General features: G+C 61.0%; 20 protein-coding genes. 6 read left to right on the top strand and 14 right to left on the bottom strand.

Features of this window, described 5'->3' with window-relative positions; genetic code table 11:
• Position 1: 1 nt before the first annotated feature.
• From DBR00_RS14715 to metR, 4 genes are all read right to left on the bottom strand, one after another.
• Positions 2-1,084 carry an efflux RND transporter periplasmic adaptor subunit gene (locus tag DBR00_RS14715; protein WP_108487599.1) on the bottom strand — a complete coding sequence of 361 codons (1,083 nt, stop codon included), beginning with the start codon at positions 1,082-1,084 and terminating at the stop codon, positions 2-4.
• A 5-nt stretch (positions 1,085-1,089) separates the two neighbouring features.
• The gene (locus tag DBR00_RS14710) at positions 1,090-1,746 is read right to left on the bottom strand and encodes a TetR/AcrR family transcriptional regulator (RefSeq protein ID WP_108487601.1); all 657 of its coding nucleotides are present in this window, start codon (positions 1,744-1,746) and stop codon (positions 1,090-1,092) included.
• Positions 1,747-1,852: 106 nt separating this feature from the next.
• Complete coding sequence (locus DBR00_RS14705; protein ID WP_218276623.1) at positions 1,853-2,617, bottom strand: ABC transporter substrate-binding protein; 765 nt, start codon at positions 2,615-2,617, stop codon at positions 1,853-1,855.
• Positions 2,618-2,653: 36 nt separating this feature from the next.
• The gene (gene metR / locus DBR00_RS14700) at positions 2,654-3,574 is read right to left on the bottom strand and encodes a transcriptional regulator MetR (protein ID WP_108487605.1); all 921 of its coding nucleotides are present in this window, start codon (positions 3,572-3,574) and stop codon (positions 2,654-2,656) included.
• A gap of 150 nt (positions 3,575-3,724) precedes the next feature.
• Here metR and metE point away from each other — a divergent pair, with 150 nt between their 5' ends.
• Together metE and DBR00_RS14690 are read left to right on the top strand one after the other, a co-directional pair.
• Positions 3,725-6,043 (top strand): 5-methyltetrahydropteroyltriglutamate--homocysteine S-methyltransferase, encoded by a 2,319-nt coding sequence (metE, locus tag DBR00_RS14695; RefSeq protein ID WP_108487607.1) that lies wholly within the window; start codon positions 3,725-3,727, stop codon positions 6,041-6,043.
• A gap of 247 nt (positions 6,044-6,290) precedes the next feature.
• The gene (locus DBR00_RS14690; protein ID WP_108487609.1) at positions 6,291-7,280 is read left to right on the top strand and encodes an alpha/beta fold hydrolase; all 990 of its coding nucleotides are present in this window, start codon (positions 6,291-6,293) and stop codon (positions 7,278-7,280) included.
• A 319-nt stretch (positions 7,281-7,599) separates the two neighbouring features.
• On the opposite strand, the gene DBR00_RS14685 is transcribed toward DBR00_RS14690, so the two are convergent.
• The 3 genes from DBR00_RS14685 to DBR00_RS14675 all read right to left on the bottom strand — a co-directional run bounded on the left by DBR00_RS14685 (position 7,600) and on the right by DBR00_RS14675 (position 9,692).
• Positions 7,600-8,106 (bottom strand): DUF1993 family protein, encoded by a 507-nt coding sequence (locus DBR00_RS14685; protein WP_108487611.1) that lies wholly within the window; start codon positions 8,104-8,106, stop codon positions 7,600-7,602.
• 156 nt (positions 8,107-8,262) lie between these two features.
• Positions 8,263-8,733: a MaoC family dehydratase gene (locus tag DBR00_RS14680; protein ID WP_108487613.1), complete on the bottom strand. Its 471-nt coding sequence runs from the start codon at positions 8,731-8,733 to the stop codon at positions 8,263-8,265.
• Positions 8,730-9,692, bottom strand: coding sequence for an alpha/beta hydrolase (locus DBR00_RS14675; protein ID WP_108487615.1), 963 nt, complete (start codon positions 9,690-9,692; stop codon positions 8,730-8,732). The genes DBR00_RS14680 and DBR00_RS14675 overlap by 4 nt, the downstream gene beginning before the upstream one ends.
• Before the next feature lie 273 nt (positions 9,693-9,965).
• On the opposite strand from DBR00_RS14675, the gene fadD2 reads away from it, so the two are divergent.
• Positions 9,966-11,654, top strand: a complete 1,689-nt coding sequence (gene fadD2 / locus DBR00_RS14670) for a long-chain-fatty-acid--CoA ligase FadD2 (protein ID WP_108487617.1) — start codon at positions 9,966-9,968, stop codon at positions 11,652-11,654.
• A 384-nt stretch (positions 11,655-12,038) separates the two neighbouring features.
• Positions 12,039-13,727 (top strand): long-chain-fatty-acid--CoA ligase FadD1, encoded by a 1,689-nt coding sequence (gene fadD1, locus DBR00_RS14665; RefSeq protein ID WP_108487619.1) that lies wholly within the window; start codon positions 12,039-12,041, stop codon positions 13,725-13,727.
• Between the two features lie 302 nt (positions 13,728-14,029).
• Here fadD1 and DBR00_RS14660 read toward each other — a convergent pair whose 3' ends face one another.
• The 4 genes from DBR00_RS14660 to DBR00_RS14645 form a co-directional block, all read right to left on the bottom strand.
• Positions 14,030-14,401, bottom strand: a complete 372-nt coding sequence (locus DBR00_RS14660) for a hypothetical protein (protein WP_108487712.1) — start codon at positions 14,399-14,401, stop codon at positions 14,030-14,032.
• Between the two features lie 2 nt (positions 14,402-14,403).
• Positions 14,404-15,210 carry a putative RNA methyltransferase gene (locus tag DBR00_RS14655; RefSeq protein ID WP_108487621.1) on the bottom strand — a complete coding sequence of 269 codons (807 nt, stop codon included), beginning with the start codon at positions 15,208-15,210 and terminating at the stop codon, positions 14,404-14,406.
• Positions 15,207-16,361: a succinyl-diaminopimelate desuccinylase gene (gene dapE, locus DBR00_RS14650; RefSeq protein WP_108487623.1), complete on the bottom strand. Its 1,155-nt coding sequence runs from the start codon at positions 16,359-16,361 to the stop codon at positions 15,207-15,209. Before dapE ends, DBR00_RS14655 begins: the two co-directional genes overlap by 4 nt.
• Before the next feature lie 129 nt (positions 16,362-16,490).
• Positions 16,491-19,085 (bottom strand): glycosyltransferase, encoded by a 2,595-nt coding sequence (locus DBR00_RS14645; RefSeq protein WP_108487625.1) that lies wholly within the window; start codon positions 19,083-19,085, stop codon positions 16,491-16,493.
• 252 nt (positions 19,086-19,337) lie between these two features.
• Here DBR00_RS14645 and tcdA point away from each other — a divergent pair, with 252 nt between their 5' ends.
• Positions 19,338-20,159 (top strand): tRNA cyclic N6-threonylcarbamoyladenosine(37) synthase TcdA, encoded by an 822-nt coding sequence (gene tcdA / locus DBR00_RS14640; RefSeq protein ID WP_108487627.1) that lies wholly within the window; start codon positions 19,338-19,340, stop codon positions 20,157-20,159.
• A gap of 151 nt (positions 20,160-20,310) precedes the next feature.
• On the top strand, positions 20,311-21,051 hold the full coding sequence (locus DBR00_RS14635) for an ABC transporter substrate-binding protein (protein ID WP_256583021.1): 741 nt from the start codon (positions 20,311-20,313) through the stop codon (positions 21,049-21,051).
• On the opposite strand, the gene DBR00_RS14630 is transcribed toward DBR00_RS14635, so the two are convergent.
• From DBR00_RS14630 to dapD, 3 genes are all read right to left on the bottom strand, one after another.
• A complete protein-coding gene (locus DBR00_RS14630; RefSeq protein WP_108487629.1) occupies positions 21,026-21,445 on the bottom strand; it encodes a SufE family protein in 420 nt (139 codons plus the stop codon). The two genes, DBR00_RS14635 and DBR00_RS14630, sit on opposite strands and share 26 nt — an antisense overlap.
• Positions 21,442-22,647 (bottom strand): aminotransferase class V-fold PLP-dependent enzyme, encoded by a 1,206-nt coding sequence (locus DBR00_RS14625; protein WP_108487631.1) that lies wholly within the window; start codon positions 22,645-22,647, stop codon positions 21,442-21,444. Before DBR00_RS14625 ends, DBR00_RS14630 begins: the two co-directional genes overlap by 4 nt.
• Before the next feature lie 77 nt (positions 22,648-22,724).
• Positions 22,725-23,759 (bottom strand): 2,3,4,5-tetrahydropyridine-2,6-dicarboxylate N-succinyltransferase, encoded by a 1,035-nt coding sequence (gene dapD / locus DBR00_RS14620; RefSeq protein WP_108487633.1) that lies wholly within the window; start codon positions 23,757-23,759, stop codon positions 22,725-22,727.
• Positions 23,760-23,778 lie beyond the last annotated feature (19 nt).

Genomic DNA, 23,778 nt, shown 5'->3' with positions numbered 1-23,778 from the left:
ATCAGCTACCCCCTTTGGCCAGCTGGCTGATCACCTGCTGGCCCGGCTCGACAAAGCCCTGGCCGAGGGTGATCAAGGCCACCTTGTTAGGCAGGCCGCTGACCCAGGCGCCCTGGTTGTCGACGCTGATCAGCTGCACCGGGGTGAACTGCACCTGTTGCTGCTCATTAACCCACTTGACGCCATGCCGGCCGGCTTTATCCAGACTCAGCAGGGCAGGTGACAGGCGATGGGCCAGGGCTTCGCCGGTTTGTACATGCAGGGTCGCACTGGCACCGGCCAGGCGCAGGGCCTGAGGGTTGGCGACCTTGACCTCGATACGGAAGCTGCGTGAGCCAGGCTCGGCGGCGGCGGCGATAAAATGCAGTTCGCCTTGCAGTTCGCGGCCATCAAGCAATTCGACCCGCACGCTCTGGCCCAGGGTCAGGTGGGTGACCTCCTGTTGGGCAATCTGCGCGCTGACTTTGAGCAGGCTGATGTCGACCAGGGTTAACAGGCTTTGCCCCGGTTGGACGAAATCGCCTAGCTCGACCGTGCGCTGGTCATACACCCCGGCAAAGGGCGCGCTGATCTGCGTATTACCCAGCTGAATGCGCGCCAGGTCCAGTTCAGCCTGGGCCTTGGCCAGCTCACTTTGCAAGCGGATCAGCTCGTTGGAGGAAATCATCTTGCGTTCGTGCAAACGGTTGGCAGCACTGGCATCGGCGGCGCGCTGGCGTACATCAGCTTCACCCTTGGCTACCTGGGCCGGGCGGTTGTCGGTGGAAAGGCTGAGCAGCAACTGACCTTGCTTGACCGGGTTGCCTTTGTCTTGATCCAAGCGCGTCACCGTACCGCTGATCTGCGAGCGCAGCTCAACCCGGCGCCAGGCCTCGATCTGACCCTGCACCACATGCTGGCGCTGCATCGGGCTGGCTTCCAGCCACTGCACTTCAACCTTGGTCAGGCCCTTTGCCTCGGCAGGCGCATCGGCGGTGGCGGTTTCCTGGGCCTTGAACAGCGAGCCGCTGAACAGCCACAACACGAGCAGCAGACTGATGGCGACGGCGATCAACCAGGGGCGTTTGGACAGTTGACTGAACATGGTGGCTACTCGTGGCGATGAGGTTGAGCAAGCAAGCCGGCGGCCTGGGTGCGCAGGCCGGCAATGATGAAATCGGTGACGCGAGCGAAATACTCATCCAGGGCTATCGGCTCGGCCCAATGGGCAAAACCACCGGAGGCGATACGCGCCATCACTCCGTTGACGCAGGCTTCCACGCCCCACAGCAGGTTCTGGCAGTCGCTCTGGCTCAGCGCCTGGTTGTTCAGGGTGACGCCGAGCATGTCGCTGAAGAACAGCTGGAATTCCTGCTCTATATCGAGGAATTGCTGGCGGTACGGGCTTTCCAGGCGCTCCTGAAACTCCGGGCGGTCGCAGTGCAGGCACAGCTGCGCCTGGATCGGGTTGGCCAGCATCTGCTCGAAGGCGCGCTGAATGACCCGGCGCATGGCGTCCTGCGCCGGACTGGCGGCATGCAGTTCGCGCAGTTCCAGCAGGTTGGCGCGGCTGAGGTCGAGCACCAGGCGCGCATACAGCGCTTCCTTGCTGGGGAAGTGCTTGTACACCGTGCCTTTACCGATGCCAGCGGCAAGCGCCACTTCGGCAATCGTCACGCGGTCCCAGGGCTGCTCGGCAAACAGCTGACGGGCGGCGTCGAGGAGGGCGGTTTCGCGTTGTTCGAAGAGTTGATCTTGGTAGCGCATGCGGATTTGTCAGAGGTTGTGACCGGTGGTCATGCTATGACTGTTGGTCACGATGCGGCAAGCCGGCAGTTGTAACAGGCTTTGCCGTGATTGGATGGATCAGTGTTTAAGGATGGTGTGATGTGCTGAGTGGTTGCCAGAGTTGCGCATAACGGCCGCTGTCTTTCAGCTCGCGCAGGCCCTGATCGAAGAGTTGCTGCAGGCGTTCGCTCTCAGGCAACTGGCGGGAGAAAATCAGGTGGTAATCCCAGGTATCGTAGGTTTGCGTGGTGGTCAGGTGGGCGCGTTCCTTGGCGCTGAGTTGGTTGAGCACATGGCTGCCCGAGCCTTTGACAATGTCCACCGCATCAATGCGCCCGGCGGCCAGCTTGCGCAGGTTGATCAGCTCATCCCCGCTGGCTTCGTACTGCACCCAACCGCGCTGTTCGGCTTGCTCCAGCACTGGCATCTTCGCCGATCCCAACGGAATGCCGATGCGCAGACCATTGAGCTGCTCGGCCCCTGCGAGGCGGCCGTCCCAGCTGATCGGTTTGTCGCGACGGTAGAACAGCACCAGTTCATCGCTGTAGACCACAGCAGAAAACAGGCAGTCGGCCTCGCGCTCCGGCGTGCGACCCCAGATGGCCGAGGCTTGCCAGTGACCCTGTTTGACTTCTGTGTAGGCGCGCTTCCACGGGAAGAAACCGTATTCCACGCTGACGTTCTGGCTGGCGAAGACTTCGCTGATCAACTGCGGCACTACGCCGTAGTGAGGCAGCGATGCGCTGATAAACGGTGGCCATTCGCCGATGGCGATGTGTATTTTTTCCTGGCTATGCAGGGGCTGGCAGAGGCCAGCCCAGAGCAGCAAGACGGAAAGCAAACAACGCATGCAGTGCTCGATATTCAGGCGGCGGGTTATGCAAGCTCAGCCGCGTGCCACGCTGACGCCTTCCAGATTGGCGAAGGAGGTGTCTTTGGCGGTCAGCAGGAAGTCGCGCATAAACGGCGCGTCGAGCATATCGGTACGGATGCCGGCATACAGTGTTGCAAACAGCCCCTTATCGCCCAGGCGTTTTGCCGTCACGTAGCCACGCGAACTGTATTCATGCAGCGCCCAGTTGGGCAGACCACACACGCCGCGGCCGCTGGCCACCAGCTGCATCATCATCACCGTCAGCTCGGAGGTGCGCACCTGCGCTGGTTCGACATCTGCCGGCTCAAGGAAGCGGGTGAAGATGTCCAGGCGGTCACGTTCCACCGGGTAGGTGATCAGGGTTTCCGTGGCCAGGTCCTGCGGCTTGATGCACGGTTTGCTGGCCAGCGGATGCTGGTTGGCCACGGCGAGCATGGCTTCATAGGTAAACAGCGGCACATAGGTGATGCCGGCCAGTTCCAGTGGATCGCTGGTCACCACCAGGTCCAGATCACCGCGGGCCAGGGCGGGCAGTGGGGCGAAGGAGAAGCCCGAGGCCAGGTCCAGTTCCACTTCCGGCCAGGCATCGCGGAACTGGTCGATGGTCGGCATCAGCCACTGGAAGCAGCTGTGGCATTCGATGGCCATGTGCAGACGGCCGGCGGTGCCACCGGCCAGGCGGGCTAAATCACGCTCGGCACCGCGCAGCAGCGGCAACACCGTGTCAGACAGCTGCAACAGGCGCAGTCCTGCGCTGGTAAAGCGCACCGGCTTGGTTTTGCGCACGAACAGCGGCATGCCCAGGCGCTCTTCCAACTCCTTGAACTGGTGTGACAGCGCCGATTGCGTCAGGTGCAGACGTTCGGCGGCATCCACCAGGCTTTCGCTTTCGCGCAGGGCATGCAGGGTTTTCAGGTGGCGCAATTCGAGCATGGCGGGCCTCGGTGTTTGGCGGATCGGCGTTCTAGCGACAAGCAGAACATGAGTAAAACTATAGATCAAGGCGAATAGATTGAGTTTGTCTCACTTAGACGGGGTGCCGAGAATAGCCAGCATCTTATTGATCTGCTGGAGCGTTCTGACATGGCCCTGTCCCATTCCCTTGGTTTTCCGCGTATCGGTCGCGACCGTGAACTGAAAAAAGCCCTGGAGGCCTACTGGAAGGGCGAACTGGACGAGGCCGGTCTGCAGGCGGTGGGGCGTGAGCTGCGCGCCGCCCACTGGCTGCTGCAGAAGGACGCGGGTATCGACCTGCTGCCGGTCGGCGATTTCGCCTGGTACGACCAGGTGCTGACGCACTCGTTGAGCTTCGGCGTGATCCCCGAGCGCTTTCGCCCGGCCAACGACAAGCCGACCCTGGATACCTTGTTCGGCATGGCGCGCGGTGCCGTTGCAAACAAGAGCAGCCAGAACGCCTGTTGCGGTGCCCATGCGCAAGAAATGACCAAATGGTTCGATACCAACTACCACTATCTCGTGCCCGAATTCAGTGTCGAGCAGCAGTTCCAGTTGAGCTGGGAGCAACTGTTCGAGGAAGTCGAAGAAGCTCACGCATTGGGTCACCGCGTCAAGCCGGTGCTGATCGGCCCGCTAACCTATCTGTGGTTGGGCAAAGCCAAGGGTGCCGCTGCTGAAACCGAGAGCTTCGACAAACTCGATCTGCTGGAGCGCCTGTTGCCGGTCTACGGCGAAATCCTCCAGCGCCTGGCCGTTCAGGGTGTGGAGTGGGTGCAGATCGATGAGCCGATTCTGGTGCTGGACCTGCCGCAAGCCTGGAAGAACGCCTTCGAGCGCGCCTACAACCTGCTGCAGCGCGAGCCCTGCAAGAAACTGATCGCTACCTATTTCGCCGGCCTGGAAGACAACCTCGGTCTGGCCGCCAGCCTGCCGGTGGATGGTCTGCATATCGACCTGGTACGTGCGCCCGAGCAGTTCCCGACCATCCTCGACCGTTTGCCGGCCTATAAGGTGCTGTCGCTGGGCGTGGTCAGTGGCCGCAACGTTTGGCGTACCGATCTGCAAGCGGTGCTGGAGACGTTGCAACAGGCCCAGGAGCGCCTGGGCGAGCGCCTGTGGGTGGCGCCAAGCTGCTCGCTGTTGCACAGCCCGGTGGACCTGAACCGCGAGGACAAACTGGATGATGAGCTGAAAAGCTGGCTGGCCTTTGCCGTGCAGAAGTGTGAGGAAGTCGCACTGCTGACCACGGCGCTTAATAACCCGCAGGATGCTCAGGTGCAGGCCGCACTGGCGGCAAGCCGCGCCGTGCAGGCCAGTCGCGCGCAATCGCCACGCATCCACAAGCCGGCAGTGCAGGCGCGTTTGGCTGCCATTACTGCCGCTGACAGCCAGCGTCAGTCGCCATTTGTCACACGCATCGAGCAGCAGCGCGCACGCCTGCAGCTGCCGGTCTTGCCGACCACTACCATTGGCTCGTTTCCGCAAACCGCCGCCATCCGTCTGGCGCGTCAGGCGTTCAAGGCTGGCAAGCTGTCGGCGGGGGATTACACCGAGGCCATGCACAGCGAAATCCGTCATGCCGTTGAGGTGCAGGAAAACCTCGGTCTGGATGTGCTGGTGCACGGCGAGGCCGAGCGCAACGACATGGTCGAGTACTTCGCCGAGCAGCTCGACGGCTATGCCTTGACCCGTTTCGGTTGGGTGCAGAGCTACGGTTCGCGTTGCGTAAAACCTGCAGTGATCTACGGCGACCTGAGTCGGCCCAAGGCCATGACTGTGGCCTGGATCGGTTATGCGCAGACCCTTACCCGCAAAGTGATGAAGGGTATGCTGACCGGCCCGGTGACCATGCTGATGTGGTCCTTCCCGCGCGACGACATTTCCCCTGAGCAGCAGGCGCGTCAGCTGGCCCTGGCCATTCGTGACGAGGTGGTTGACCTGGAAACAGCGGGTATCAGGATCATCCAGATCGACGAAGCCGCCTTCCGCGAAGGCCTGCCGCTGCGCCAGGCGCAGTGGCAGGGGTACCTGAACTGGGCCACTGAGGCGTTCCGTCTGTGCGCCTCGGGTGTGCGTGACGAAACGCAGATCCACACCCACATGTGCTACAGCGAGTTCAACGACGTGATCGAGTCCATCGCCGCCATGGATGCCGACGTGATCACCATTGAAACCTCGCGTTCGGACATGCAGCTGCTGGAGGCCTTCGAGCGCTTCGACTACCCCAACGACATCGGCCCCGGCGTGTATGACATCCACTCGCCACGGGTGCCGGACAGCAGGGAGATGGTCAACTTGTTGCGCAAGGCCGCGCAGCGTATTCCGCTCGAGCGGCTGTGGGTCAATCCGGACTGCGGCCTGAAAACCCGTGCCTGGCCGGAGACCGAAGCGGCGTTGATCAATATGGTGGCGGCGGCTCGTCAGCTGCGTAGCGAACTGGCCTGATCAGCCATTGTGTAGGTTGGTGCCGAGCGCAGCGAAGTCCAACTGGGAACTCCAGGTTCTGCTCGACACTTGCCCGTTTTTTGGGCTTCGTCGCAGGCTCCTCACCCAACCTACTCACTGCAATGGCGACCGCTCGTCTCCCTTCATCAAATTGTCACGCTTGTGTGGCAGTGCGCTCGTAAAAACATCATCACACTCGCGTCTTAATGGGGGGCTGCGTTCTGCTGTCCCATGGCTGGGTGATGCCATGCGTAGTTTGATTGTTCTCGTCGCACTGCTGTGCGGCCTGCCGGCTTTTGCCGCACAACCTTGCAGTGTTCAGGTGCCAACGCTGACCGCCGAGGTCGCAGACGTGCGCCTGGCTTACCAGAGTATCGGGCGTGACACGGACCCGGCGTTGCTGCTGGTGATGGGCCTGGGTGGGCAATTGATTCATTGGCCGGATGAGGTCGTCGAGCGTCTGTGTCAGCAGGGGTTTCGGGTGATTCGCTTCGATAACCGCGATGTCGGCTTGAGCAATTGGGTCGCTACGGCACCGGAAATCAACCTGACCTATGAAGCGCTGCGCTATCGCCTGGGGCTGTCGGTGGCAGCGCCTTATGGCCTGCGCGACATGGCCCGTGATGCTCTGGGGCTGCTGGATAGCCTGAAGATCGAACGCGCCCATGTGTTGGGCGCTAGCATGGGCGGGATGATCGCTCAGCACATGGCCGACCTTGCGCCTGAGCGGGTTCAGAGCCTGACGTTGGTGATGACCAGTTCCGGTGCCCAGGGCCTGCCGGCCCCGAGCAGCGAACTGCTGACCTTGCTGGCTCGGCGCGACGCCCCCAATCGCACGGTGGCGCTGGAACAGCAGGCTGACCTGCTGGCGGCGCTGGGTAGCCCGGCGGTCAGTGATGACCGCCAGTTATTGTTACAGCAGGCGCAGGTTGCCTATGACCGCGCTTTCAACCCAGAGGGGGTGCAACGCCAGTTGCTGGCCATCCTCGCCGAACCGAGCCGGGTCGAACTGCTCAACCGCTTGCAGGTGCCGACGCTGGTGGTGCACGGTACGGCTGATCCGCTGCTGCCGGTGATGCACGGTGTGCATGTGGCCGCGCATATCAAAGGCAGTGAGCTGCGCTTGATTCCGGGACTGGCCCATCGCTTTCAGGATGCGTTCAAGGAGCCATTGCTGGCAGCGGTGCTGCCGCACCTGCAGGCCCATCGTGTGGATGGGCAGTGGGCACGGCTATGACAGGCGAGCCATTCGCCGTTTGTGTCTTCCACTGACGAGTGGTTCCGCCCTTACGGCGGCTCACTTTTGGCAAACGCCCGGATGGCCGGCCCCGCCAAAAGTAAGCAAAGGTTCTTTCCCCTTGTATCCGGCCCGACTTCGTCGGGTTCCCTCACTCCATCATTGCTCTAGGGGGCGGCGTACAAGGGCCGTCCCTGGCCTTTTATCGCGGTGGCGCCAGCCCTCTCGCCGCATCCATGCGGCTCGCACCCTTCCACAACGATTCTGCTTGGCCTTCTGATGGGGCCTTCGGCGTCGCCTGTAAGACCTGGCGCTTGTCTTAACGAGTACCGAGGAAGTCGCGCTTGCCGATATTGACGCCGTTGTGGCGCAGGATGGCGTAGGCGGTGGTGTAGTGGAAGTAGAAGTTCGGCATGACGTGATCGAGCAGGAAGGCCTGACCCTGGAAGTGGGTTTCTTTGTCGCGGCGCTTGAGGGTTACGGTGCGTGTTGCGCTGCCGTCGATCTGCGCGGCGCTCAGGCCTTGCAGAAAACTCAGGGTCTTGGCGATGCGCGTTTGCAGTTCGGCGAAGCTGGTTTCGTCGTCGGCATGGCTGGGTGCTTCCACTTCAGCCAGCAGCGCAGCGCCAGCCTTGGCGCCGTCGCAGGCGATTTGTACCTGGCGGCTGAGCGGGAACATATCGGGGGCCAGGCGGGCGTTGAGAAATACGCTCTGCTCGATGTTTTTCTCTGCGGCGTGGGCGGCGGCGAGGCCGAGGATGGTCGACAGGTTGTTCAGCTGGCGGGTAAAGACGGGGATGGATGCTTGGTACATGGACAGGGACATGGGTATCTCCAGAAGCGCCGAAGCGGGAGTGCCTCGGGCGCGATTGTATAGAAGGGCGGAGCACCGCCGCAGGCAGCGACGGTGACGTGGGCTAACAAGCTTAGAAGCTGTTGATGATCTTGCCGCCGAGCAACGGGCAGTGATCGTGAGCAATTTTTAGCCGATGGTGATGGGCGGCAGCTGAGTCAGTTCAACATTCTGTGCCTTGCGCGGGGCGAGGATTTCCGCTTCGCCATCGACCACCAGCTCATCGTTCTGGTTGAACACGCGAGTGGCTACACGCACGCGGAATTTTGGCAGTTTCTCAAGGATTTCCAGGCGCACGGTGAGGGTGTCGCCGAGCTTCACCGGTGCGGTGAAACGCATGCTCTGGCCGATATAGATGGTGCCGGGGCCAGGCAGTTCGCAGGCTACGGCGGCGCTGATCAAGGCACCGCTGAACATACCGTGGGCGATACGCTCCTTGAACATGGTGGTGGCAGCGTAGTCCGCATCCAGATGCACCGGATTGTGATCGCCGGAGACCTCGGCAAACAGCTGGATATCGCGTTCGCTGACGGTCTTGCTGTAGCTGGCGGTCTGGCCGACTTCGAGGGCGTCGTAGGGCGTGTTGCTGCTCTGGGTCATGGGTGACTCTCTTGGCTCTGTTGGTGGTACTGGCGCGGTTGGCTGAGGGCCTGCTGCAACCAGTCGATGATCTGGGCAGTGACTTCGTCACGATTGCTCTCGTTGAGCAACTCGTGACGCGCGTCGGGATAGAGTTTGACTTGAACGTGCTGGTTGCCGGCGGCCCTCAGGGCGTTGCCCAGATCCTGCTGACGGCGGCCGTCGCTGACCGGGTCACAGGCCCCGCCTATCACCAGCAGCGGCAGGCTGTTGTCGATCTGCGCAAGATTTTCCAGTGGGGTGATCTGTTGCAGGCCGCCGAGCAGGTCGATCCACAGCTGATTGCTGCAGCGGAAGCCGCACAGTGGGTCATGGATGTACTTGTCGACTTCCAGAGGGTCACGGCTCAGCCAGTCGAAGGCGGTGCGGTTAGGTTTGAAGGCCTTGTTGAACGAACCGAATGAGGCGAATTCCAGCAGAGCACTGCGTCCCTCTGGCCCTTGTCGCCAGCGCTCGAAGCGTGCCAGCCACTGGCCGGCGCGGTACAGCGCCACGGGCTGGTAGTTGGAACCGGACAGAATCGCACCCTGCAAACTGCAGCTGTGTTGCATCAGATAGGCCTGAGCGATGTAGCTGCCCATGCTGTGGCCGAGCAGGAAAATCGGCGTTTGTGGGTGGGTTTGCCGCATATGATGATTGAGGCGTGCGAGATCGTTGACGACCAGCTCCCAGCCTTTGCTGTCGGCATAGTGGCCGAGCAGACCATGCTCGGCGGTTTTGCCATGCCCGCGCTGGTCATGTGCGTAAACCTCGAAGCCCTGCGCCACCAGCGCTTCGGCCAGGCGGGCATAGCGTCCGCTGTGTTCGGCCATGCCGTGGGCCACCATCAACAATGCTTTTGGCGGCTGTTCTGCGCACCAGCGATTGACGTAGAGAGGCGCTGCATCGGTACTGTTGAGCCAGAACGCGTGGTGGGGCATGGCGAATTCCTTGAGCCTGCAGAAGCTTCGCATTGTGCACCCCGTGCAGCGCGGCGCAAAGTCCATCCAGGTGTAACGGCTGTCCATGAACCTATGGCCGTTATCCGCTGGCGGCGTTTCTGTACCGGGTTGGCAGGATAGTTGTGCAGCGAGCGGCAAGATTCAGTGCGTCAATGACGCTGCTCGGCTATTTGCCTGTATGGCGTTAACTGTTAAGTTCCAGCCAACTCCGCAGCGCGGATCAGACCATCTCAGGGCAAGAGGACAAAAATAATGCAGCCTGATTTCTGGAGCGACAAGCGCCCGGCCGGCGTACCCAATGACATCGACCTGGGGGCTTACAAGTCGGTGATCGAGGTGTTTGAGCGCTCGTGCAAGAAATTCGCCGATCGACCTGCTTTCAGCAACCTGGGCGTGACCCTGACTTATGCTGAGCTGGATCGGCTCTCGGCGGCCTTTGCCGCTTACCTGCAGAAACATACTGACTTGCAGCCAGGTGACCGCATCGCCGTGCAGATGCCCAACGTGCTGCAGTACCCGATTGCCGTGTTCGGCGCGATGCGCGCCGGGCTGATTGTGGTCAACACCAATCCGCTGTACACCGCCCGCGAGATGCGCCATCAGTTCAAGGATGCCGGTGTGCGTGCGCTGGTGTACCTGAACATGTTCGGCAAGCTGGTGCAGGATGTGCTGCCGGACACCGAGATCGATTACCTGATCGAAGCCAAGATGGGTGACCTGCTGCCGAGCCTCAAGGGTTGGCTGGTCAACACCGTGGTGAAGAAGGTCAAGAAGATGGTTCCGGATTACCACCTGCCGCAGGCGGTGGCGTTCAAGGATGCACTCAAGCAGGGCCAGGGCCATGCGCTCAAACCGGTAAAGGTCGGTCATGCCGATGTTGCCGTGCTGCAATACACCGGCGGCACCACCGGGGTGGCCAAGGGCGCGATGCTGACCCACGGCAACCTGGTGGCCAACATGCTGCAGGTCGATGCCTGCCTGTCGCAGTTGGGCAGCGATGGCACCCCGCTGATGAAGCAGGGCCAGGAAATCATGATCGCGCCGCTGCCGCTGTACCATATCTATGCCTTCACCGCGAACTGCATGTGCATGATGGTCAACGGCAACCATAACGTGCTGATCACCAACCCGCGCGACATTCCAGGCTTCGTTAAGGAGCTGGGCAAGTGGCAGTTCTCTGCACTGCTGGGCCTCAACACGCTGTTTGTCGCGTTGATGGATAACCCTGAATTCAAGAACCTGGATTTCTCCAAACTCAAGGTCACCAATTCCGGGGGCACCGCCCTGGTCAAGGCCACGGCCGAACGCTGGCAGGCAATGACCGGTTGCACCGTGGTCGAAGGCTACGGTCTGACCGAAACCAGCCCGGTGGCCAGCACCAATCCTTATGGCGACAAAGCGCGCTTGGGCACGGTGGGCATTCCGGTGCCGGGCACGGCGTTCAAGGTGATTGATGATGACGGTATCGAGCAGCCGTTGGGCGAGCGCGGCGAGTTGTGCATCAAGGGCCCGCAGGTGATGAAGGGCTACTGGAATCGTGACGAAGCCACGGCCGAAGTGCTGGACGCCGAGGGCTGGTTCAAGACCGGTGATGTGGCGGTGATCGATCCGGATGGTTTCGTACGTATCGTCGACCGCAAGAAGGACATGATCATCGTCTCGGGCTTTAACGTGTACCCCAACGAGATCGAAGATGTGGTCATGGCCCACCCGAAAGTCGCCAGTTGCGCGGCCATCGGCGTGCCGGATGAGAAGTCCGGGGAAACGGTCAAGTTGTTCGTGGTGGCCCGCGACAGCAGCCTCAATGCTGAGGAGCTGAAGGCCTACTGCAAGGAAAACTTCACCGGCTACAAGGTGCCCAAGCAGATTGTCTTCCGTGACTCGCTGCCGATGACCCCGGTTGGCAAGATTCTCCGCCGTGAGTTGCGCGACATCGCTTGATCGCTTCAAAGCAGTGACTGTTTCAGCGCATACCGCAGTGACAACGGCGGGTGCGCTGAAATCCCTTCCATCACTGCGCAACGGCTATAGTCCGCCTGTTACAGCGAAATTATAGAAGTGACTGATTGTTGATTGTTGGTCACTTTTGTGACTGCTGCGGCGCTTATTGGTGCTAGTCGCTGTTTGGCAAAGCTGCTACTCTCGGGCGGCTTTTTTGTGATCCGCCATCCATAGTGACCTGTCTTTCTGGGCTGTCGCTGTGCGACGTCAGAAGTTGCTTGCGGCAATTTTTGGCTGTTCAAGTCGCAAGAAATCACGCGAACCTACAATAAACAACCGTCTACGCGCGGTGAAGATCAAGCTGTTGCTGAGGAGTGGGCTTCCATGACCGAAAACTTTTGGAAGGATAAGTATCCCGTTGGGATTGCTGCCGAAATCAATCCTGACCAGTACCCGAACATTCAAGCGGTACTGAAAGAGTCCTGCCAACGCTTCGCCGACAAGCCTGCTTTCAGCAACATGGGTAAAACCATTACCTACGGTGAGCTGTACGAGTTGTCCGGCAACTTTGCCGCTTACTTGCAGCAGAACACCAATCTGCAGCCCGGCGACCGGATCGCCGTGCAACTGCCCAACGTGTTGCAGTACCCGGTTGTGGTTTTCGGTGCCCTGCGTGCCGGACTGGTGGTGGTCAACACCAACCCGCTGTACACCGCGCGGGAAATGGAACACCAATTCAACGATTCCGGTGCCAAGGCTCTGGTCAGTCTGGCCAACATGGCCCATCTGGCTGAGCAGGTACTGCCGAAAACCGGGATCAAGACGGTCATCATCACCGAAGTCGGTGACATGCTTTCGCCGCTCAAGCGCCTGCTGGTAAACAGCGTGGTCAAGCGTGTGAAAAAGATGGTGCCGGCTTATAACCTGCCGCAAGCCGTTAAATTCACTGCTGCCATGGCCAAAGGCCGTGGCCAGGCACCCAAGGATGCAGCGCCGAGCAATGGCGATATCGCCGTGCTGCAATACACCGGTGGCACCACCGGCGTGGCCAAGGGCGCGATGCTCACCCACCGCAACCTGATCGCCAACATGCTCCAGGTCAAGGCGCTGATGGGCTCGGAAATGAGCGAAGGCAGTGAAGTGTTGATCGCGCCATTGCCGCTGTATCACATCTACGCCTTCACCTTCCATTGCATGGCGATGATGCTGATTGGCGGGCACAACGTGCTGATCACCAACCCGCGTGATCTGCCAGCCATGACCAAGGACCTGGCCAAGTACAAATTCACCGGTTTTGTCGGTCTCAACACCCTGTTTGTTGCCCTGTGCAACAACGAGGACTTCCGCAAGCTGGACTTCTCGACCCTCAAGGCCACCTTCTCCGGTGGTATGGCGCTACAACTGGCGACTGCCGAGCGTTGGAAGCAGGTGACTGGTTGCTCGATCTGCGAAGGCTTCGGCATGACCGAAACCAGCCCAGTGGCCTCGGTTAACCCGTTCAGCAATATCCAGATCGGCACCATCGGTATTCCGGTTCCATCGACCGTGTGCAAGGTGATCGACGATGAAGGCGTCGAGCAGCCGCTGGGTTCGATTGGTGAGTTGTGCGTCAAAGGTCCGCAGGTGATGAAGGGCTACTGGCAGCGCCAGGAAGCCACCGACGAAATCCTCGACGCCGAAGGCTGGTTGAAGACCGGCGATATCGCGGTGATCCAGGAAGACGGTTACATGCGTATCGTCGACCGCAAGAAGGACATGATTCTGGTGTCAGGCTTCAACGTCTACCCGAACGAGCTGGAAGACGTGCTGGCCACCCTGCCAGGCGTACTGCAGTGCGCGGCCATCGGTGTGCCGGATGAGAAATCGGGTGAGGCGATCAAGATCTTTGTGGTGGTCAAACCGGGTGAAACCCTGACCAAAGAGCAGGTCATGGAGCACATGCGGGCCAACGTCACTGGCTACAAAGTGCCGAAAGCTGTGGAGTTCCGCGACGTGCTGCCGACCACCAACGTTGGCAAAATCCTGCGCCGCGAACTGCGTGACGAAGAGCTGAAGAAACTGGGCAAGAAGTAAACGCCCGGTTAAACAAAACCCCGCTTAGGCGGGGTTTTTTGTATTCGTCTGTAAAGCGGCTGTTGAAAACGTAGCGAGCGATGGCTAGGCAAGGCGGAAGTAGCCGAAAAGCGAAGCGTACGTCTGTACATGAACATTGGATTCGCTGCGCTCACCTCTTCGGGTCGTGCTAAAGCACGTTCAGCCTTTGGCTGTGAGGCTGCTTTACTCGCATCGCTCGTCCTTCGGATCAGCCTTCGGCTGTTACTCCCGTTGGTCGTTGCAACGCAGAATAGCCGAGCGCAGTAGTTTTCAGCGGTCGGTTAGCCGGTGCGCCAGGTGATCTCTTCCACCCCATCGGCGCTGATGCGCATCCAGCGGTCGGCCTGCTCGTCGCTTTCTTCTTCCTGCCAGCCGCCGGGTGCACAGCGCACTTCGACATTCAGCGCGGCGAAGGCGGCCTGAGCGCAAGCCAGGTCGTCGGCCCAGGGCGTGGCATCGCTTTCCAGGAACAGGCTGTGCCATTTGCCGACGGCCTTGGGCAGCCAGGTGACGGGAACTTCACCGGCCATGCACTTGAAGGTCTGGCCTTTCTGCTGCCAGGGTGTGCAGCTGCCCAGCGCTTGGCTCAGCCACTCGCCGATGGCGGTGTGGTCGGCGTCTTTCAGGTAAATCTCGATATCCGGTTGGCGCATGGTCATAGTCTCTCGATCCAGTCGTAGCGGATGGCGACAGTCACGTCGCAGGGTTCGGCGATCACCGCTGCGCGGCGTTCGGCACTGGCGCGCCAGCCGTGTGGGGTCATGGCCAGCAGGTCGGCGCGGGCTTCGCTGCTTTGCAGGTGCAGATTAAAGGTCAGGGTTTCGCTGTGGGCCAGGCGCATGCCGTCGGGGATCAGCTCCAGGTGCTTCTGATCATCGTAGTCACGCACTTCGTCATATAGCTTCTGGCGCAATTCCATCAGGTGTTCGCTGGTTGGGCCCATGCGCAGCAGGCCGCCACCGGGGGGCAGCAGGCGCTTGGCTTCCAGCCAATCGAGCGGGCTGAAGACGCTGGCCAGCAGTTGGCAGCTGGCGTCCGCCAACGGTACACGGGCCATGCTTGCCACCAGCCAGGTCAGCTGCGGCGCACGTTTGCAGGCGCGCTTGACCGCCTCGCGGGAGATGTCCAGGGCGTAGCCGTCGGCTTGCGGCAGGGCATCGGCGATCTGCGCGGTGTAGTAACCCTCGCCGCAACCGATATCCAGCCAGCGCGCCGGGTTATAACCGGCCGCCAGTTCGGCCAGGCGCTTGGCCAGCGGTGCGTAATGACCGCCGTCGAGAAAGCGCCGCCGCGCTTCGACCATGGCGAGGTTGTCGCCCGGGTCGCGGCTGTTCTTGTGTTGTACTGGCAACAGGTTCAGGTAACCCTGGCGTGCGCGGTCAAAGCGGTGGTTGGCCTGGCAGGCGACGCCGTTGTCGAGCGTCTGCAGGGGGGCCTGGCAGATGGGGCAGATCAGACTCATGCGAGCAGATTGACCAGGGTCTGGTAGTAGATTTCGGTCAGCACATCCAGATCGCTGGCCAGTACGCGCTCGTCGACCTGGTGGATGGTGGCGTTGACCGGGCCGAGTTCGACCACCTGGGTGCCGAGAGTCGCGATAAAACGCCCGTCCGAGGTACCGCCGCTGGTAGACGGTTTGGTATCGCGGCCGGTGATGGCCTTGATGCTGGCCGCTACGGCGTCGAGCAGCGCACCCGGCTCAGTGAGGAAGGGCAGACCGGAGAGGGCCCAGTCCAGTTCAAAATCCAGGCCGTGTTTGTTGAGAATGGCCTGAGTACGCTGCTGCAGGCCTTCAACCGTCGATTCAGTCGAGAAGCGGAAGTTGAAGATGGCCTTCAGCTCACCCGGAATCACGTTGGTCGCGCCGGTGCCTGCGTTGAGGTTGGAAATCTGGAAGCTGGTCGGCGGGAAGAAGGCGTTGCCGTCATCCCAATGCTCGGCGGCCAATTCGGCCAGGGCCGGCGCGGCCAGATGAATCGGGTTGCGCGCCAGGTGCGGGTAGGCCACGTGGCCCTGCTTGCCGCGTACGGTCAGGGTGCAGCCGAGTGAGCCGCGGCGGCCGTTTTTCACCACGTCGCCAACCAGGGAGGTGCTCGATGGTTCGCCGACGATGCACCAGTCCAGGCGCTCGTTACGTTCGCGCAGGCGTTCAACCACCGCCTTGGTGCCGTGGTGCGCCGGGCCTTCTTCGTCGCTGGTGATCAGAAAGGCGATACGGCCTTTGTGATCCGGGTATTCGGCGACAAAGCGTTCAACGGCGATGATCATCGACGCCAGGCTGCCTTTCATGTCTGCCGCGCCACGGCCGCAGAGCATGCCGTTCTCATCGATCAGCGCATCGAACGGCTGGTGCTGCCACTTCTGCACTGGGCCGGTGGGGACCACATCGGTGTGTCCGGCAAAGCACAAGACCGGGCCGTTGTCGTTGCCGTGGCTGGCCCAGAAGTTGTCCACGTCCTCGATCCGCATCGGTTCGATGGTGAAACCGCAGGCGGCAAGGCGGCGCGTCATCTGTTCCTGGCAGCCCTCATCAAGCGGCGTGACGGACGGACGACGAATCAGCTCACAGGCAAGCTCCAGCGTCGGGGAAAGGGGCGTGGCGTGGGTGGTCATTGCGGCTCCGGGGCGGCTTCAGGCACAAAGGCCGCCATCTTAATGCAAAACGGCGGCCCGAGGCCGCCGTTTCGACAGGTTGACGCGCAGTGTTGATTGGCTCGCCATCCTGAGTGAACAGATCGTTCGTCAGGCGTCAGCGATTTGCCCCACCTCGTCTTGCGCCGGCTTCGGCAGGGACGACAGCAGGGCCATGATCAGGGCTGCCAGGTACGGTAACGACTGCACCACCAGCATGGCCACCCAGAACTTCACGTCGGCGCTGGGAAGGCCCTGGACGATGCCGATGCCGATGGCCGCGCCCCACAGCAGCAACATGATAAATACCTCTTCGCGGGCCTCAGCCAGGGCCACCATGATGCCGTGGTTGCTGGCCATTTTCGGTGTGCGGAAGAACGGGATGGTTTTGGTGAAGGTCCCGTAGAGCACCGCTTTGGCTATCGTGTGCGACAGCGCCAGGCCCGCCAGCGCCGCCTGGAAGGAACGCACCAGATCAACGCCCATGGCCTTGCGGTAGAGGAACAGAATCTTGCCCAGCTTGAAGAAGAACAGCGCCAACGGCGGGATGGCGAAGATCATCAGCGGCGGGTCAACCCGCTGCGGCACGATGATCATCGCCGCCGACCAGAGCAGGGCGCCGGCGGTGAAGAAGATATTCAGGCCATCGGCGATCCACGGTAGCCAACCCGCGACGAAGTGATAGCGCTGGCCACTCTTCAGCTCGGAACCTTTGCCGAGGAACAGGCTGCGTGCATGGCCTTTCATGATCTGGATTGCGCCATAGGCCCAGCGGAAGCGCTGTTTCTTGTAGTCGATAAAGGTATCGGGCATCAGGCCACGGCCAAAGCTTTCGTGGGCATAGGCGGCGCTGTAACCCTTCTCGAACACGCGCAGCCCCAGCTCGGCATCTTCACAAATGGTCCAGTCGGCCCATTTCAGCTCGTCCATCACGCTGCGGCGGATCATGGTCATAGTGCCGTGCTGGATGATCGCATCACGGTCGTTGCGGGTCACCATGCCGATATGGAAGAACCCTTTGTACTCGGCATAGCAGAGTTTCTTGAAGGCGCTTTCATTGCCGTCACGGTAGTCCTGCGGGGACTGCACCACGGCAATTTTCGGGTCGCTGAAATGCGGCACCATGTACTTCAGCCAGTTGCGGTCGACGCAGTAGTCGGAGTCGATCACCGCCACCACTTCGGCATCCGGACAGGTGTGCGGCAGGATGTAGTTCAGGGCGCCCCCCTTGAAGCCATGCAATGGCGCCACGTGGAAAAAGCGAAACCGCGGGCCGAGTTGCTCGCAATAGGCTTGCACCGGTTCCCAAACGGCCGGGTCTTTGGTGTTGTTGTCGATGATGATGACTTCGTAGTCCGGGTAATCCAGTGCGGCCAGGGCATCGAGGGTCTGTTTGACCATCTCAGGCGGCTCGTTGTAGCAAGGCACATGGATCGACACCTTGGGCCGATAGGCTGTATCGCTGTCCACGGGTTGAAAGCGGCGACGGCGCGTGCGCGTCCAGGCCGTTTCGGCCAGTTCATGCGCTTCGGTGAGCAGCACGATAAATACGCCGAAGGCGCCGAAGCCCAGCAGCAGGCCGACCAGGGTGCTGAACCAGGTGCTGTACTGCTGGCTGTAGTCGTAGCCGATCCACACCAGAGCAGAGCCGCCGGCGAAGGCGACAAAGGTCAGGAACGTGCGGCCACGCTGGCGCAATGCGCTGCCGTCAATCAGCATGATGGCCAGGCTCAGCAGGGCCAGGACGACGGAGGCAATGGCCAGCAAGCGCCACTGTGGGATGGCTACCACCGGGCCTTCGAAGGCAAATTTGGGTTGGCGGTCAAGGTTGTACACGCCCCAGTAGGCCCCTACAGAACCTTCTTCGCTGGCTTTCCAGGGTTGATCAAAAGCTTCGATGACGAAGTAGTTGTAACCCTTGGCGTTCAATGTGTTGACCAGGGTGCGCAGGTAAATTGCCTGGTCAGCCTGGGATGCATCAGCGCCGCCGCGCATGCGGCCGTTACTGGGCCAGCCGACTTCGGAGAGCAGCAGGGGCTTCTTCGGGAAGAGCTTTTTCAGATCTTTGGCGCGCTCAAGGACGAACTCGGTCGAGTCTTCCATGGGCACGAATTCCCAGTAGGGCAGCACGTGTGCGGCAATCAGGTCGACATGCTGAGCCAGTTCCGGATGATCCTGCCAGATGTGCCACTGTTCGGAGGTGGTCACTGGGACTTTTACGGCGCTGCGCACACGGTCAATGTAGGCAATCAGGTTCTTGGGCGTGACTTCGGTACGGAATAGCGCTTCGTTGCCGACGACGACACGCACGACGCTGCGCGACGTGTTGGCAATTTCGATGGCTTTGGCGATTTCCCGCTCGTTGCGTTCCAAGTCCGGGCTGATCCAGATACCCAGGGTTACCCGCAGGCCAAACTCTTCGGCCAGATAGGGAATCCTGCTCAGGGCGCCATCGACCGAATAGGTGCGAATGTTGTCCGTCTGGGTGGTCAGCAGTTCCAGGTCGGCGCGCATCTCTGCTTCGCTCGGATAGGTATCCTGCTGAGGGTTTTGCCCCGCGCGGAAAGGGGAAAAGGAGAAGCCGGAAATCTGTTCCGGCCAGTCAGGGGCAGTTACCGGGCGGTTATAAAGTGCCCAGATACCGGTGAACAAGGCGGCAATCGCCAGGAACACGACCAGGTTCAATCCAAACTTACGCGAAGGCATAGTGAGCGGGTCCAGCGAAGAGGCAGTAGAAAAGCGACAGGCGTCGGGTGGCGCATGCTACGCCGCCGTCACAGGGCTGTATAGCCCGGCCGGCGGGCATAATGATGGGATTGCGACGCTGTGAAGAGGTTCATTGTCGGGCTGTTTGGCCACTGCTGTTCATCGGTTGCTGCAAGCTCATGCGACAGAGTGCTTGGGTGCTGCCTGCCGGCTCCCTATAATGCGCGCCGCCTGTGCTGTTGAGAGATACGAATGCCTGTGGATGAACAACGCTTTGCCGGAATAGCCCGCTTGTATGGCCACGAGGGTGCCGAGCGCCTGGCGGCTGCGCATGTGGCAGTAGTAGGCATTGGCGGTGTGGGTTCCTGGGCGGCCGAGGCTCTGGCTCGCTCCGGGGTGGGCGAGATTTCTTTGTTTGATCTCGATGATGTGTGCATCAGTAATAGCAATCGTCAGGCACACGCGCTGGACAGCACGGTTGGCCAGCCCAAGGTTGATGTGATGGCTGCGCGTATCCGGTCGATCAATCCGGCCTGCGTGGTGCACGCAGTGGCGGATTTTGTCACCCGTGAAACCATGGCCGAGTACATCACCGAGCAACTTGATGCGGTGATCGACTGCATTGACAGCGTCAACGCCAAGGCCGCACTGATTTCCTGGTGCAAGCGGCGCAAGATCCAGGTCATCACCACCGGTGGTGCCGGCGGTCAGATTGACCCGACACAAATTCAGGTCGGCGACCTGAACAAAACCTGGAATGACCCGCTGGCTTCCAAGGTGCGCTCGACCTTGCGTCGCGATTACGGGTTTTCCCGTACGCCGGGGCGCAATTACAGCGTACCGTGCGTGTTTTCCAGCGAACAGCTGCGCTATCCCAAGCCGGATGGCACGGTCTGTCAGTACAAGGCATTTGTTGGTGATGGCGTGCGCTTGGATTGTGCCGGTGGTTTTGGCGCTGTAATGATGGTCACAGCAACCTTCGGTATGGTGGCAGCGGCACGCATCGTTGATAAGCTGGTCGCCGGTACACGGCGACCCTCTGAGCGCAGTTCGGTGGTCGATGCTCGGGGTTAGGTATCAACGCTGACCGATTCCGGTCTATATACAGCAGGGATAAGCTGGTAATGCTCTATTGAGGTGTGTTGTGTTGTCCCTGTCGCGTCTTGTCCTGCTGGTTTTTCCGCGATGTCTGTTGGCCTGTGCGCTCTTGTTGTCAGCGTTAAGCGTGACTGCAGATCCTCTGGTACGTATTGGCACGGGTGATTGGGCGCCTTACGTCGATCAGCAGCGCAGTGATGGCGGGGCCTTGTCGCGCCTGATACGCGGTATTTTCGAAGCTGCCGGTTATCAGGTCGAATTGGTCTACTACCCCTGGGATCGTAATTTGCTGATGCTCGAGCAAGGCAATCTTGATGCGGTGATGCCCTATATCTGCAATAAGAATCGCCAGCGATTCAGTCAGTGCAGCGATGCTGTTGCCCATGGCGAGGTGGTGCTGTTCCAGCGAGCTGACCAGCAACTTAATTGGCAGCGTTTTGAGGACCTGGAAAAATTTCGCATAGCCACCACCCTGGGCTACTCCTATGGCTCGAAGTTTGATGCAGCGCTTGATGCCGGGCGCTTACAGGTGCAGCAGAGTGGCAAGGAAGACACGGGATTCCGGCTGCTCAGCCTGGGGCGAGTGGACTTTCATCCGCAGGATCGGGCCGTCGGCTATGCCATGCTGCAGCGCCTTTTCTCGGCCGAGGAACGGGCCTTGATCAAGCACAATCCCCGTATTTTGCATGCTGAGCCGCTGCACGTATTGTTCCGTAAGGACGATGCACGGGCACAACGTCTGCTTGAGGTGTTCAATGCAGGACTGCGCCGCTTGGTGGCCAATGGTGAATTGGCAACCTTACAACGCGCACTGAATGCAGGGAATGCTGATCAGTGGCAGTTCACCCCTGAGTCTTCAGTGCAATGAGCTGTTGCATGCGTGCGAGTACGGCTTGTAGGCCGTTACTGCGTGAGGGGGAAAGGTGGCGGGCCAGGCCGAGCTGAGTAAACCAGTCGGCTGGATCCAGTTGCCTCAGTTCGCTTGGCGGCAGACCGTTGACTCTGGCCAATAGCAGCGCGAGCAGGCCACGCAACAGGCGTGCATCGCTGCTGGCGCGAAATTGCCAATGGGCCCCCTGCGTGTCGACCAGCAACCACACCTGGCTTTCACAGCCGCTGACCCGATTGGCTTCGCAGCGTTCTGCTTCGGTCAGGGGCGGCAATCGTTCGCCCCATTGCATCAGCAGGCGCGCACGCTGTTCCCAGCCTGGACAATTGGTGAAGGCGTGTAGGGCGGCTTGAGCGTTCTCCGGTAAGGTCATTGCAACAGTTCCAGGGTCTGATCCAGTGCACTGAAAAAGCGCTGCAAGTCGCCCGCATCGTTATACAAACCCAGCGATACACGAATCGCCCCGCTCAAGCCGAGGCCCTGCAGCAGCGGCATGGCGCAGTGATGGCCGGCGCGCACGGCGATGCCCTGTTCGGTCAGCAGGTGGGCAAGGTCGGCATGGTGTGCGCCGTCGACCACAAAGCTGGCCAGGGCGACAGTCGGCGTGCCGAGCAGGCGCAGGCCTTGGCGCTGCTGCAGCCCCGTGATCAGCTCGCCATGCAGCGCCGCTTCGTGGGCGCTGACGGCGCTAGCGTCGAGGCTGCTCAGGTAATCCAGGCTGGCACCCAGGGCGATCACCGACGCAATCGGTGGCGTACCAGCCTCAAAGCCTAATGGCGCAGGGCGGAAACGGGCGTTGTGGTAGTCGGTGTCCTGCAGCATTTCGCCACCAAACTGCCAGTGCGACAGCTGTTCCAGCGCTTGCGGGCGGCCATAGAGCAGGCCGACACCGTCCGGGCCGTAAAGCTTGTGGCTGGAGCAGACATAGAAATCGCAGCCGAGTGCCTGAACATCCTGACGGCCATGCACCACGCCTTGGCTGCCATCGACCACGGTCAGCGCACCTTGCGCCTGCGCCAAGGTCATGAGCGGCCTTAGCGGTTGCCAGCTACCCAGCACGTTGGACAGTTGACTGATCGCCAGCAGGCGGGTGCGCGGCCCGATCAGTTGCGCGGCTTGGGCTAGATCAATCAAGCCATGCGGGTCCAGCGGCAGCACCACCAGTTTTAGCTGACGACGCTGCGCCAGTTGTTGCCACGGCAGCAGGTTGGCGTGGTGTTCCAGCGCGCTGATGACGATTTCGTCACCCGCAATGAAACGATGCTCCAGGCCATAGGCCAGAAGATTGAACGCTTCGGTGGCGCTGCGGGTGAAGACGATCTGCTGTGCGTCGGCGGCGTTGAGCCAGCGCGCGACTTTCTCCCGCGTGGCTTCAAAGGCACGGGTGGCACGTTCGCCCGGCACATGCTGGGCGCGGTGCACGTTCGCGGCGCCGCCGGCGTAATAGCCGAGCAGGGCATCGAGCATGGTCTGGGGCTTTTGCGCGGTGGCGGCGCTGTCCAGATAGGTCTGGCCTTCGGCCGCAAGGGCCAGAATACCGGGGAAGTCAGCGCGCCATGGGGAATCAAGAGCCATAAGCTTCAAGCGGCAAGCTGCAAGTCTGGGCTGCGGCTATCGCTTGCAGCGTGTGGCTTGTAGCTTGCTGCGGCCTCTTAGTTGTGCGCGTGCAGGGCTTCGTTCAACTCAATGGCCGACTTGTGGGTTTTGCACTCCACCGCGCCGGTTTGCGAGTTGCGACGGAACAGCAGGTCTGGCTGACCCGCCAAGTCGCGGGCCTTGAGCACCTTGACCAGTTGATTGTCGGCATCGAGCAGCGCGACCTTGGTACCGGCGGTGATGTACAGGCCGGATTCCACGGTGTTGCGGTCGCCTAATGGAATGCCGATGCCAGCGTTAGCGCCGATCAGGCAGCCTTCGCCCACGGAAATGACGATATTGCCGCCGCCGGACAGGGTGCCCATGGTCGAACAGCCGCCGCCCAGGTCTGAACCTTTACCAACAAACACGCCTGCCGACACACGGCCTTCGATCATGCCGGGGCCGGCGGTACCGGCGTTGAAGTTAACGAACCCTTCGTGCATCACGGTGGTGCCTTCGCCCACGTAGGCACCCAGACGAATACGCGCGCTGTCAGCGATACGCACGCCGCTCGGCACCACGTAGTCGGTCATTTTCGGGAACTTGTCGACCGAGAACACTTCCAGCAGTTCGCCTTTGAGGCGCGCTTCCAGTTGGCGCTCAGCCAGCTCGGCCAAATCGACTGCACCCTGGCTGGTCCAGGCCACGTTCGGCAGCAGCGGGAAAATACCGGTGAGGTTGAGGCCATGCGGCTTCACCAAACGGTGCGACAGCAGGTGCAGTTTCAGGTACGCCTCAGGGGTGCTGGTCAGTGCGGCGTCTTCGGCCAGCAGGGTGACCACCAGCGGCTTTTGGCTTTCGGCCAGGCGGGTCAGCAGGGCGGCTTGAGCGCTGTCGGTGTGTTTGAGCACTTCGGCCAGATCACCGGCCTGATTGGTGGTGATGGCGATGGCCTGGTTGCCGCCCTGGTAGCCGAGTTTTTCCACCACTTTGGCGACCAGCTCGCTGGCCGGGTTGAGCAGTGGCTGTGCGTAAAAGACTTCCAGCCAGGTGCCCTGACGGTTTTGAGTGCCAACGCCAAAGGCCAGGCTGAATAATGCTGTGCTCATGCTGTTTTCCTTACCGCAA

It is taken from the genome of Pseudomonas sp. HMWF032, assembly GCF_003060885.1.
Classification (GTDB): domain Bacteria; phylum Pseudomonadota; class Gammaproteobacteria; order Pseudomonadales; family Pseudomonadaceae; genus Aquipseudomonas.
Note: the sequence above shows the minus strand (reverse complement) of the source record. Positions and strands in the feature narration are given on the sequence as shown.

Coding starts and splice junctions, on each gene's coding strand:
- DBR00_RS14715 (WP_108487599.1), bottom strand. CDS start 1,084: ATGTTCAGTCAACTGTCCAAACGCCCCTGGTTGATCGCCGTCGCCATC.
- DBR00_RS14710 (WP_108487601.1), bottom strand. CDS start 1,746: ATGCGCTACCAAGATCAACTCTTCGAACAACGCGAAACCGCCCTCCTC.
- DBR00_RS14705 (WP_218276623.1), bottom strand. CDS start 2,617: ATGCGTTGTTTGCTTTCCGTCTTGCTGCTCTGGGCTGGCCTCTGCCAG.
- metR (WP_108487605.1), bottom strand. CDS start 3,574: ATGCTCGAATTGCGCCACCTGAAAACCCTGCATGCCCTGCGCGAAAGC.
- metE (WP_108487607.1), top strand. CDS start 3,725: ATGGCCCTGTCCCATTCCCTTGGTTTTCCGCGTATCGGTCGCGACCGT.
- DBR00_RS14690 (WP_108487609.1), top strand. CDS start 6,291: ATGCGTAGTTTGATTGTTCTCGTCGCACTGCTGTGCGGCCTGCCGGCT.
- DBR00_RS14685 (WP_108487611.1), bottom strand. CDS start 8,106: ATGTCCCTGTCCATGTACCAAGCATCCATCCCCGTCTTTACCCGCCAG.
- DBR00_RS14680 (WP_108487613.1), bottom strand. CDS start 8,733: ATGACCCAGAGCAGCAACACGCCCTACGACGCCCTCGAAGTCGGCCAG.
- DBR00_RS14675 (WP_108487615.1), bottom strand. CDS start 9,692: ATGCCCCACCACGCGTTCTGGCTCAACAGTACCGATGCAGCGCCTCTC.
- fadD2 (WP_108487617.1), top strand. CDS start 9,966: ATGCAGCCTGATTTCTGGAGCGACAAGCGCCCGGCCGGCGTACCCAAT.
- fadD1 (WP_108487619.1), top strand. CDS start 12,039: ATGACCGAAAACTTTTGGAAGGATAAGTATCCCGTTGGGATTGCTGCC.
- DBR00_RS14660 (WP_108487712.1), bottom strand. CDS start 14,401: ATGCGCCAACCGGATATCGAGATTTACCTGAAAGACGCCGACCACACC.
- DBR00_RS14655 (WP_108487621.1), bottom strand. CDS start 15,210: ATGAGTCTGATCTGCCCCATCTGCCAGGCCCCCCTGCAGACGCTCGAC.
- dapE (WP_108487623.1), bottom strand. CDS start 16,361: ATGACCACCCACGCCACGCCCCTTTCCCCGACGCTGGAGCTTGCCTGT.
- DBR00_RS14645 (WP_108487625.1), bottom strand. CDS start 19,085: ATGCCTTCGCGTAAGTTTGGATTGAACCTGGTCGTGTTCCTGGCGATT.
- tcdA (WP_108487627.1), top strand. CDS start 19,338: ATGCCTGTGGATGAACAACGCTTTGCCGGAATAGCCCGCTTGTATGGC.
- DBR00_RS14630 (WP_108487629.1), bottom strand. CDS start 21,445: ATGACCTTACCGGAGAACGCTCAAGCCGCCCTACACGCCTTCACCAAT.
- DBR00_RS14625 (WP_108487631.1), bottom strand. CDS start 22,647: ATGGCTCTTGATTCCCCATGGCGCGCTGACTTCCCCGGTATTCTGGCC.
- dapD (WP_108487633.1), bottom strand. CDS start 23,759: ATGAGCACAGCATTATTCAGCCTGGCCTTTGGCGTTGGCACTCAAAAC.